Here is a 10,706-nt window from a genome sequence, read left to right as displayed (position 1 = left end):
TTGATTTTAAGGAATTTGAATCTCAACAATCACAGGGTAGTGATCGGAGTATGGCACAGGTTCGATTCTATGAGATTTAATTTTAAACTCTTCCGGAACAAATACAAAATCTAGTCTCAAAGGAACTCCAAAGCTCGGAAAGGTGGTTCCTAGAACTTTGTCGCCATATAAGAAAGCATCTTTTTTGCCTCTTTTCAATGCATAATATTCATAAGAGGATGGAACAGCATTCATATCACCCGCTAAAACTACTGGATAAGGCGAGCTTTTTATGTTTTCCCTAATGGCATCGATTTGTTTCTGATGAATTTTTGCTGTTTTTAAAACTTTACTAGACAAAGTTTTAAAGTTATTTTTTATCCTTTCTGAGTCAACATTGGGATCCTTAATTTGTTCTTGGTCGATATGTAAAGATTCTAAATAAAAAGTAATAAAACGCACTGTGTCGTTTGGTAATGCAATATCGGCATAGGCATAGGTTGTGGGGTAGTGATCTAACCTAAAACTTTGAGTTTCTATGATAGGATATTTGCTTGCAATTCCTAGAGAATTATAATTTTCAAAAAAATAAGCTTTATCATTCGTTGAATTTTCAATAATACCTTCGGGACCAGGCCCCATTTCCTGAATGAAGATTACATCTGCGTTTTCATCTTTTAGGATTTTCATAATGCCTTCAGCATCTTGAAAAAAGTATTGAACATTATAAGATATAAGCTTTAAATTACTTTCTGTAGTTTCTGGTGCACCATAAATATGAACTATCTTATTAAGCGGAATAGCTAGACACAATGATAATAGGGTAAATACTAAAGCAATTTTCCAGCGATAAAACCACCAAAAAACCAATAAAATTAAATTTAGAACCATTAACACCGGAAAGCCTAGAGATAGTAAATTAAAATAAGGAAAAATACTGGGTTGAATCCATTGGTTAAGCACCACAGCATAGGCTGCAGCCAAAAGTCCAAAGTGTAATAATATAAGAATGGATTTCATTGTGCTATTAAGGATTGCAAAACTAAGTTAAATTATTTTAAATCAAGATTCAGAAGATTCAAATTGATGTAAAAGTCGTATCTTTGCCTACAAGTTTTCGACATTTAAAAACTAAAAAATGAAACTTATATTTATTACAATAGCTTTATTATTACTAGCATTCGCAGGAATTGCTATTAAAATATGGGCTAAAAAAGACGGTAAATTCGCAGGTACATGTGCAAGTCAGAATCCCCATCTAAATAAAGAAGGAGAGTCTTGTGGCTACTGTGGAAAAATGCCAGAATTTTGTGAAAGCAATACACCTGGAGTTGAAAAAGCCTGAGCTATTAGAACTTATTGAAGAAGCTAAGAAAGGAAGGCAGTTTGAACAAACGACTTTGATGAATCTTTTTTGGGATAAAATCTACTATTTTGTCCTATCAAAAATTCATGATAAAACGGATGCCGAGGATATTACTATTCTTACTTTTACCAAGGCATTCAGAAAATTAAAACTTTATAACGAAGATTTTGATTTTGGGACATGGCTGCGCGCGATTGCCTACAATACTATGATTGATCATATTAGGGCTAAGCCTGAATTGAATGTTTCGTTAGATAATGAAATTACGCATTTAGACTTAGAGGCTATGATGCCCTCTCCCGAGCAGCATCTTATTATTAAACAGGATAATAAGAAACTGATGAAAGCCATTGAAAACCTTCCGGATATTTATCAGAAAGTAATCAAATTAAGATTTTGGGAGGAGAAGACTTATAAAGATATTGCTAAGGAGCTCAACCTTACTATGAGCAATGTAAAAGTTCGAATTTTGAGAGCAAGGAATCTTCTCGAGATTGAAATGAATAAAGACTAGTATTAAGCGGTAATTTTAGGTCTAATTTACTCTCATTAAAAACATTAAATTACTAAACTAATAGTTTGAATTTTTCTGTATTGATGGAAAGAATAAATTATCTAGTTACATATTTTCCAATTAGGACACCAAAACCTATCTTTACACTTTAATCTACATGCATGAAGTATTTAAATCAATATGTTGAGACTTTTCAGGAAGCACTGAAACAGAATGAATTTAAAGATGAGCCAAAAGAGCTATATGAACCAATCAATTACATCCTAACATTAGGCGGTAAAAGATTGCGCCCCATTATTACCCTGATGGCGACTGATTTGTTTGGGGGTGATATGAGCCAAGCGATTAAACCAAGTCTGGCCATTGAATATTTCCATAACTTCACTTTAATGCATGATGATATCATGGACAAAGCTCCTTTGAGAAGAGGAAAAACTACGGTTCATGAAAAATATAATGTTGATAGAGCCATTCTTTCAGGTGATGCTTTATTAATTAAAGCTTATCAATACTTTGAGGATCTTCCAGATAATAAATTCAAGGAAATCGTGACTTTATTTTCTAAAACAGGTCAGGATTTATGCGAAGGTCAACAATATGATATGAACTTCGAAACTCAATTGGAGGTGACCGAGGAAGAGTATATGAAAATGATATACTACAAAACCGGTGTTCTAACGGCGGCTTCATTTAAAATTGGAGCTATTATCGCTGATGCTAGTCCAGAGGATGCAAATCATATCTTTGATTTTGGTAAACATTTGGGGATTGCATTTCAATTGAAAGATGACCTGCTAGATGTTTATGGAGATTCATCGAAAGTTGGGAAAATGCACGCAGGAGATATCTTCGAGAATAAAAAGACTATTTTGTTCATTAAGGCTTTAGAAAAAGCAAGCGAAGAGCAAGCAACTGAGCTGAGGTATTGGTATAAGCTAAACACAGAAAACATAGACAAGGTTTACAGTGTCGAAAATATTTTCAAGCAATTACGTGTTGATCACATGGTAGAACACGAAATTCTTGAGCATACCAAGTTAGCTAAGCAATATTTAGAGAAAATCGAAGGAATCGAAAACAAGAAAGTTTTAAAAGATTTCTGTGATGATTTGATTGGAAGAAGTTTCTAAAAAATGAATCTTTTCTCTCAAGTTCCTATCGAAAAACCTAATTTTGATATTCAATATCAAGATGGTATTTTTTGTTTGGGGTCTTGCTTTGTAGCTGAAATAGGCGAAAGATTAAAACAAGCTAAGTTTCAGACACTCATCAATCCATTTGGTACACAGTTCCATCCTTTGGCGATGGAAAATGTGCTTTCTAGGGTATATACGAGAAGTTACTATACAGAAAAAGAAATTTACAATTACCAAGGTCTGTTTTTTAGCTGGGATCATAGTCATTTGTTTTCTAGATCCAAGCTAAAACAAGTCTTAGACTTGGTGAACGAAAGTATAGAAGAAGCAAATGATTTCTTAACGAGAACTTCGGTTTTTGTATTTACGCTTGGTACTGCTTGGGCGTATTACCTAAATGGTGGTTTTTCGGTAAGTAATTGCCATAAAGTACCTCAAAATAATTTTAATAAATTATTGCTTTCGGAGAAAGAAGTATTTGATGCTCTGCGCAATATGGTTCTTATGGTGAAGGATGTGAAGCCTAATGCTAAAATCATTTTCACGGTGAGTCCAGTACGTCATGTGCGTGATGGATATAGAGAAAACCATGTGAGCAAAGGGGTGTTGCATAGAGCGCTTCATGTTTTGTTGAGAGAATATCAAGATGTGAATTATTTTCCATCATATGAAATTGTGTTAGATGAATTACGCGATTATCGTTATTATGATAAAGATTTGGTTCATCTTAATGAATTGGGTGTTGACTATATCTGGGATAAGTTTAAATCAACTTATTTTTCGGGAGAAACTCAAGGAATGATGCAAGAAGTAGATAAAATGTTGATGGCTTTAGCACATAAACCTATCAATCCAGAGGGTGTAGAACATAGAAAGTTTTTATTTGATACGATGAAAAAACTAGAAAGACTTGCCATGCAGATGCCCAAGAATAGTTTGAATGAAGAGATAAACGAACTTAAAAATAGAATTCATGTATATTGATACGCACAACCATATATATTCAGAGCTTTTTGACGAAGATAGGGAAGAGGCGATTCAACGTGCTATAGAAGCTGGAGTTATCGAATTTTATTTACCTGCGATTGATAGTTCCTATACCGATGCCATGTTTGCGGTAGAAGCAAAGCATCCAAAAATGATGCATTTAATGATGGGGTTGCATCCTACCTCTGTGAAGGAAGAGACTTATCAAGAGGAATTAGCTAAAGTTAAAACATGGATTGATCAGCGGGATTTTGCTGCCATAGGAGAAATCGGTATTGATTTGTACTGGGATAAAACGTATTTGAAAGAACAGCAAGAAGCATTCGCTACACAAATTGGTTGGGCCAAGGAAAAAGGTTGGCCGATCGTGATTCACACCCGAGATAGTTTTCCTGAGACTTTTGAGGTGGTAGAAGATAATAAATCGCCGGAATTATTTGGCATATTTCATTGTTTTACGGGTACATTAGAAGACGCTCAGAGAGCTATAGATCTAGGTTTTAAATTAGGAATTGGAGGTGTAGTTACTTTCAAAAATGGCAAGATCGATCAATTTTTGCATGAAATCGATTTGAAACATATCGTTTTAGAAACAGATGCGCCTTATTTAGCACCGGTCCCTCACAGAGGTAAGCGAAATGAACCTAGTTATATTCCGTTGGTGGTAGAAAAGCTTTGTGATATTTATAATGCCACGCCACAAGAGATTGCGACGATTACGAGTGAGAATGCTCGGGAGGTATTTAATTCTTATTAAGAAGATTATAGTTTAATCTATATACCTCAAATAATTCCCAAGAATCATCTACGAGATTTATACATTCATTTCGGCGCGCTTTGACTTTAGATATTTTTGCTTCGGCTTGATTTAAGCTTTCCACAATATAAATATGTTCCACATCAGATAAATAACTTGAACTATAAAGCTTATCAGCATTATCTGAACCACTTTTAAATAGAGGAAATCTTATATTCTTTGACACGGCCGATAAGTTAAATCCAGGTAAATTTTTATTATAAATAAACTTTTCATCTAATTTGATATGATAGGGAACTAAATCTATTTTAGGTTTTTGAAAATGATATTTTAAAGTATGATCTCTTGAAATATATTCTATTTTCCTTATAGAACCTCCAAAAATCCGTAGGAATTAAGTGAATTTTTTCGAAATAAAAGTAGAATAACATTGAATTTTTGTCAAAGATTATTTTTTCGAATTTCGAATCTCCTTGAAAGATAATATTTTCATTCATTATTTTTGTTAAATTAAGGAAAGTCAAAATGATTATTAGCATTTCCTAAGGCTTGACCATTATTAGGATTAATTCTATTATGCGATTTCACCTCCTCCCAAGCATACATATTGTCTTTTATCAATATACAAAGACCAATTCTCGTATCCCATAGAAGATGTATAAAATTCAATTTTAATATTTTCTTCAAAAATAAAAAAAGAGTCTCCTGAATTCACATCTCTCTTAATTTGAATAAGAGAAATGTTCTTTAAAAGTATATTTAGTTCATAAACTAAATCTAAAGGTTTTTTTAGTCCAAACTTTTCTTTATGATCTATGGATATATAAAAGGGTTTATTTGCTTTAAGTAATCGCCAAAAGCAGAAAGTACTAAACGCTATTTTATCTTCAAATACGAATTGCCAATAATTTGTATTAGTGCAAGTTAAACTAATAAGTTTTGCTTTTCCTTCAGATAATGTTTTTAGTTGTCTTTCCATAATTTACTGAAATACAAAATGAGTATTATTGTTTGACCCTGGATTGGTATTTACTTGAGGATTATTCATGGGTTGACCATAACTATTGTAAAACCTAACGTAACCTTTAGGGTAAAACACTCCTCCAGAAACTCCTGGTTGCGTCACTCTTATAAGATTAGCATCTGGATACATGGGATTAATTGGTGTATAAGGTCTAACGTTTACATCTTCTCCCACTTTGATGATAGATCTTAACTTCCATAACTCTAATTAAGCCAGCATATCTGTATTGAATTGAATGATCCTAAAACATTAACAATTTACCCAATAGTAGCAATGTCGTAACCTCCTTGAAGACAAATATATTTTTTACTTTTAATCATAATTTCCCAATTCTCAAAAGCCATAGAAACAATGTATACTTCAATTCTTTTATTTGATGAAAAAAATAAATTTAAATCATTATTTTTTGATATTTCTATTCTAGTTAAATATTCATTTTTAAGTTCTTCTATCATATAAGGAACTAAATCTATTTTAGGTTTTTGAAAATGATATTTTAAAGTATGATCTCTTGAAATATGTTCTATTTTATTTTCCTTATAGAACCTCCAAAAATCGGTAGGAATTAAGTGAATTTTTTCGAAATAAAAGTAGAATAACATTGAATTTTTGTCAAAGATTATTTTTTCGAATTTCGATTCTCCTTGAAAGATAATATTTTCATTCATTATTTTTGTTTCATTAAGGAAAGTCAAAATGATTATTAGCATTTCCTAAGGTTTGACCATTATTAGGGTTAATTGGATGACCATTACTATTATAAAACTTCACATATCCTTTTGGGTGTGGGTATGTGCCAGTAGTTGTAGGCTCCATAATTCTTATTGCGTGGGCATCAGAATTTAAAGGGGTTCCTTGTGGAACAAATACAATTCCTTTTCAATTGGCATTATTCATTTCTTATAATTTGACTTATCATATCGATTTCTTTTATTTTTCACGAAAATTAATTTGTAAATTAAATAGAAAATGAAAACGATTATTAATATACTAATTATAAAACCTAAAAATTCTCCATATTTTGGATGCATAGTTACTGAATTATTAGTTCGACATTTGGTGAGCCAACCATATTCCCAAGAGAATCCACGTTAAAATCTACATGAATCTCATGTTCAATAATTTTTATTCCATAGCCATTTATTAAAACCCTCTGTTCCAGCGAACCTATTAAATGAATATGATTATTGTTAATAGTACTTGACCAATTATTATCATCATAAAACCACTCATTAAATAGTTCGCCACCAAACCAATTCGTTGTAACACCAATAATATCAGGTAGATTATAATTTAAATCAAACTTAATCCTAACATTTAAACCTCTCTCGCTTCCCAAAAGGTTTTCAAAAATAACAATTCTATAACTTTTTAGCATTGAATTAGTTTCTAAATCCTCAGTGCTAGTTTCATCTAAATATGCAATGTTTAATGAGTTAATTAAAAAGTTATAATATTCAGTTGCACTATCAAAGCTGGGCGCGTCATCGGGCATACTTTCAACAAAACCCAATTCCCAACCCCAAAAGCAGCATCCATTTCGAGGGTAATTTGATTTATAGCATCCACATCATCTTGGTTTCCTGTACCACCATCACCAATAACAAATCTTGTGTAACCAACTGATGAGCCGTCACTTTCACTAGGACCACTATAAGTTCCGCCTGGAGACCCAGGTCCGGGAGGTCCGTTATCTCCAGGAGTGTAAAAACCACCGCCTAAAAATAGGGGGGTAAATAGTCTTTTCATCTCTTTGAATTTATGATTTATATCATAAAAATAGGGAATAATTTTTAATTGGAAAAATATTTTCTTAGAAATTAGTTTTATCCAAAACACCATCATCCTTTAAATAACCTCCAACACTTTCTCCAACGCCATTCCTCTTGAGCCTTTAATTAAGATGCGATCTGTTTCAATCTTATGTTGCTTTATGTGCTCCATAAATACATCTCTACTTGGGAATTGATGAATATTTGGATGCGCCAATTTCACCTTTTGAAATTCATGACCAATTAAAATGATGTTATCAAACTTCAACTCTGTCGCTAATTTGGCGATCTGATGATGTTCTTGGTCAGATATATCACCCAACTCAAACATATCACCTAATACCACCGTCTTAGAACCTTCTAAAGTAGCAAAGTTACGCAGAGCAGCTTCCATAGAAGTTGGATTCGCGTTATAGGCATCTAAAAGGATTTTTCGTTCGTCTTTTTCGATTTCTTGTGAGCGATTCAAATTAGGGTGATAGGATGCCAGTGCTTTCTGAATTTCAATAGCCGATACACCAAAATGTAAAGCTATACTGGCGGCAGCTGCAATATTCGGTTCGTTATAATTCCCGCTTAAATGAGTTTGTAATGAGGAGTCTTTATATTGAATGGCTGCCAAACCGTTTTCAGAAGTTCTATTAAAATTGTAAGTAGCATTTTGTTCAAAACCAAACCTAATGGTTTTTAAATCTGTAGATTTTTCTAGTTGAATTGGATCATCCACATTTATAAATGCAGTGCCATTGGTTTTATTCAAAAATTGATATAACTCAGATTTAGCCTTGATCACTCCTTCCTTACTTCCAAAGCCTTCTATGTGCGCTTTTCCAAAATTGGTGATATAGCCAAAATCAGGTTGAGCAATTTCGCACAAATCAGCAATCTCTCCCATATGATTTGCGCCCATTTCTATGACTGCAATCTCATGTGAAGCATCTATGGATAATAAAGTAAGAGGAACGCCAATATGATTATTAAAGTTTCCTTGGGTGTAGGCAACTTTATATTTTGGCTCAAGGCAAGTAGCAATTAGCTCTTTGGTGGTGGTTTTTCCATTACTGCCCGTCAATCCAATAAAGGGAATGTCTAATTGTAAACGATGATATTGTGCTAAGTTTTGTAAAAAAATCAATCCATCCTCAACCAAATAAATATTTTCTTCTGGTTTAGCAAATTCTGCTTCATCAACTATAGCTGCCATGGCGCCTCCTTTTAAAGCTTGACTAGCATATTCATTACCATTAAAGTTATCACCTTTTAAAGCGATAAATACGTTTCCTTTTTCAACTTTTCTAGTATCGGTACATACACCTGTTGACTTAAGAAATAGTGGATAAAATTCTTTTACATTCATGATATAAAGATAAAATAAAAGCATAAAAAAAGAGAGCGATTAAGCTCTCTTTTTAAATATATAAATGTTGTTGGATTATTTAACGCCTCTCTTGCTGCGTTTGCCTCCCATTTCTTCGTTTCCTGTATAGTCTTGTGCGACACGGAATCCTACCCAAGCAGCTGCAGAACCTTCGTTAAGGTATCTTCTCTGACCTGGATCTAACCAATAGATGTCATCTTTCCAAGAACCACCTTTAACAACTCTAAGCGACTTGCTAATATCAGTGAATCTTTGATTTCCATCTTTCTCCATGATAACTCTACCATCATCAGCAACTACGAAGTTTCTTACAGGCGAATTATACATAGCATCGTTGGTCGCATCTGGATCGATATCCTCACCAGCTAGCTCAAGAGAAGATCTGTAGTCACCATCACGGTAATCTCTAGCATCTTCGATAACTTCTTTTTTGTAGTGTCCTGGTAAACCTCTTGCTAATAACTGACCATTGTCTAAAGTGTCATATTGAACTTCACCTTCTTGGTAAGTTTCGTAACCACCATCTGGATTTTCAATTCTTCTTGTATAGATATTACCACGGAAGTAGTTGAAGTCATTTGCTTCGTCGTCAATGATTGGACGATAAACATCCGCAGTCCACTCAGCAACGTTACCTAACATACCGTGTAATCCAAATGGATTGGCTTTAAATTTCTTAACATCATTGGTAATGGCAGAACCATCATTACCCCAACCTCCAATACCGGAGTAGTCACCACGACCTTGTTTGAAGTTCTCGATGAAATCACCACGTTTTCTACCGCGCTCCTCTCTTAATGAGTATCCAGCAATGTTTTTACCTTTATATTCGTTATAAACACGATCAGCAGGTAAAGCTAAAGCTGCATATTCCCACTCAGCTTCTGTTGGAAGTCTAAATTGAGAAACCAAGTTTGAGTTCATGGTTGCACGATAGTTGATTCTTGAGTTAGGAGTTTTAACTTTAACTTCTTTCAAGATTCTAGCCGTATCGATTACATTATCCCCCTCAAATACTTGATCAGGACTTTGTTGGAATTTATCTGTGTTAAAGTGATTAGAACCTAAGTTAACCTCTTCATTTAAGTATAAATCCTTGTCGATATAGCCTTTCTCCATCATCGCTTTTTCGTTAGCTCTGTCTGTCAACCACTCACAGTATCTTTCTGCTTGTAGCCAAGAAACACCAACAACTGGATAATAGTCGAAAGAAGGATTTCTTAAATATTCATTAACAAATAATTCGTTGCGAGATAATTTATTCCCCCAAACCAATGTATCAGGTAGAATACCTTGATTGATTAATTTGTTATTTGGGTCGCTTGATGGGAATACATAAGCCATCCACGCCATATACTCACGATACTCGTAGTTTGTAACCTCTGCATCTCCTAAATAAAAAGAACGAACTTGCATACGTCTAGGCGTATTGTTCCAATCACGCATTACATCGGTTTTAACTTGACCCATGGTATAAGAACCACCTTCAATATAAACCATTCCGACCCACGCTTTCTCTTTGTTCTTTTTCCCGGTAAACATCCAACCTTTTTGGTCATTAGGTTTCCATCCAGAACGACTGGTAAAATTCTTAGTCCCACCACCTTTGCTGCCTCCGCCGCCTCCACAGCTTAGGAATACAAGAGATGTCATCAGGGTAAGAACTAAAATGAACTTACTTTTATTCATTTGATTTATTTGTTTTCAACTTTTATATATCTTGCAAAGAAAAAAATTTACAACGAATATTGCAATTTTACTTTGCTCTTTCATAACGATTACTTAATTTTTTT

General features: G+C 33.7%; 15 protein-coding genes. 5 read left to right on the top strand and 10 right to left on the bottom strand.

All coding sequences use genetic code 11. The features are described from left to right. Positions 1-6: 6 nt before the first annotated feature. The gene (locus NLM59_RS03740; protein WP_304416403.1) at positions 7-999 is read right to left on the bottom strand and encodes an endonuclease/exonuclease/phosphatase family protein; all 993 of its coding nucleotides are present in this window, start codon (positions 997-999) and stop codon (positions 7-9) included. A gap of 118 nt (positions 1,000-1,117) precedes the next feature. Here NLM59_RS03740 and NLM59_RS03735 point away from each other — a divergent pair, with 118 nt between their 5' ends. From NLM59_RS03735 to NLM59_RS03715, 5 genes are all read left to right on the top strand, one after another. Further along, positions 1,118-1,324: a membrane or secreted protein gene (locus NLM59_RS03735; protein ID WP_304416402.1), complete on the top strand. Its 207-nt coding sequence runs from the start codon at positions 1,118-1,120 to the stop codon at positions 1,322-1,324. Then, positions 1,311-1,859, top strand: a complete 549-nt coding sequence (locus NLM59_RS03730; RefSeq protein WP_304416401.1) for an RNA polymerase sigma factor — start codon at positions 1,311-1,313, stop codon at positions 1,857-1,859. The genes NLM59_RS03735 and NLM59_RS03730 overlap by 14 nt, the downstream gene beginning before the upstream one ends. Positions 1,860-2,020: 161 nt before the next feature. Continuing rightward, entirely contained in the window at positions 2,021-2,989 is a 969-nt protein-coding gene (locus tag NLM59_RS03725) for a polyprenyl synthetase family protein (protein ID WP_304416400.1), read from the top strand. 3 nt (positions 2,990-2,992) lie between these two features. Further along, complete coding sequence (locus NLM59_RS03720) at positions 2,993-3,979, top strand: GSCFA domain-containing protein (RefSeq protein ID WP_304416399.1); 987 nt, start codon at positions 2,993-2,995, stop codon at positions 3,977-3,979. Beyond that, a complete protein-coding gene (locus NLM59_RS03715; RefSeq protein ID WP_304416398.1) occupies positions 3,969-4,739 on the top strand; it encodes a TatD family hydrolase in 771 nt (256 codons plus the stop codon). The genes NLM59_RS03720 and NLM59_RS03715 overlap by 11 nt, the downstream gene beginning before the upstream one ends. On the opposite strand, the gene NLM59_RS03710 is transcribed toward NLM59_RS03715, so the two are convergent. From NLM59_RS03710 to gldJ, 9 genes are all read right to left on the bottom strand, one after another. Then, on the bottom strand, positions 4,726-4,965 hold the full coding sequence (locus NLM59_RS03710; protein ID WP_304416397.1) for a hypothetical protein: 240 nt from the start codon (positions 4,963-4,965) through the stop codon (positions 4,726-4,728). The genes NLM59_RS03715 and NLM59_RS03710 overlap by 14 nt on opposite strands. 348 nt (positions 4,966-5,313) lie before the next feature. After that, positions 5,314-5,718, bottom strand: coding sequence for a hypothetical protein (locus NLM59_RS03705; RefSeq protein ID WP_304416396.1), 405 nt, complete (start codon positions 5,716-5,718; stop codon positions 5,314-5,316). A 3-nt stretch (positions 5,719-5,721) separates the two neighbouring features. Beyond that, the gene (locus tag NLM59_RS03700) at positions 5,722-5,937 is read right to left on the bottom strand and encodes a hypothetical protein (protein ID WP_304416395.1); all 216 of its coding nucleotides are present in this window, start codon (positions 5,935-5,937) and stop codon (positions 5,722-5,724) included. A gap of 83 nt (positions 5,938-6,020) precedes the next feature. Continuing rightward, positions 6,021-6,431 carry a hypothetical protein gene (locus NLM59_RS03695; protein WP_304416394.1) on the bottom strand — a complete coding sequence of 137 codons (411 nt, stop codon included), beginning with the start codon at positions 6,429-6,431 and terminating at the stop codon, positions 6,021-6,023. Positions 6,432-6,444: 13 nt separating this feature from the next. After that, positions 6,445-6,579: a hypothetical protein gene (locus NLM59_RS03690; RefSeq protein WP_304416393.1), complete on the bottom strand. Its 135-nt coding sequence runs from the start codon at positions 6,577-6,579 to the stop codon at positions 6,445-6,447. Between the two features lie 217 nt (positions 6,580-6,796). Further along, positions 6,797-7,141: a hypothetical protein gene (locus NLM59_RS03685; RefSeq protein ID WP_304416392.1), complete on the bottom strand. Its 345-nt coding sequence runs from the start codon at positions 7,139-7,141 to the stop codon at positions 6,797-6,799. A gap of 62 nt (positions 7,142-7,203) precedes the next feature. Continuing rightward, positions 7,204-7,512: a hypothetical protein gene (locus NLM59_RS03680; RefSeq protein WP_304416391.1), complete on the bottom strand. Its 309-nt coding sequence runs from the start codon at positions 7,510-7,512 to the stop codon at positions 7,204-7,206. Positions 7,513-7,611: 99 nt separating this feature from the next. Next, positions 7,612-8,892 (bottom strand): UDP-N-acetylmuramoyl-tripeptide--D-alanyl-D-alanine ligase, encoded by a 1,281-nt coding sequence (locus tag NLM59_RS03675; RefSeq protein ID WP_304416390.1) that lies wholly within the window; start codon positions 8,890-8,892, stop codon positions 7,612-7,614. A 75-nt stretch (positions 8,893-8,967) separates the two neighbouring features. Then, positions 8,968-10,602, bottom strand: a complete 1,635-nt coding sequence (gene gldJ, locus NLM59_RS03670; RefSeq protein ID WP_304416389.1) for a gliding motility lipoprotein GldJ — start codon at positions 10,600-10,602, stop codon at positions 8,968-8,970. Positions 10,603-10,706: the final 104 nt, after the last annotated feature.

Origin of the sequence: Profundicola chukchiensis, assembly GCF_029664245.1 — a bacterium.
In the GTDB taxonomy this organism is placed as follows: Bacteria; Bacteroidota; Bacteroidia; order Flavobacteriales; family Weeksellaceae; genus Profundicola; species Profundicola chukchiensis.
The sequence above is the reverse complement of the archived record's forward strand: the minus strand, read 5'-3'. Positions and strand labels throughout refer to the sequence as shown.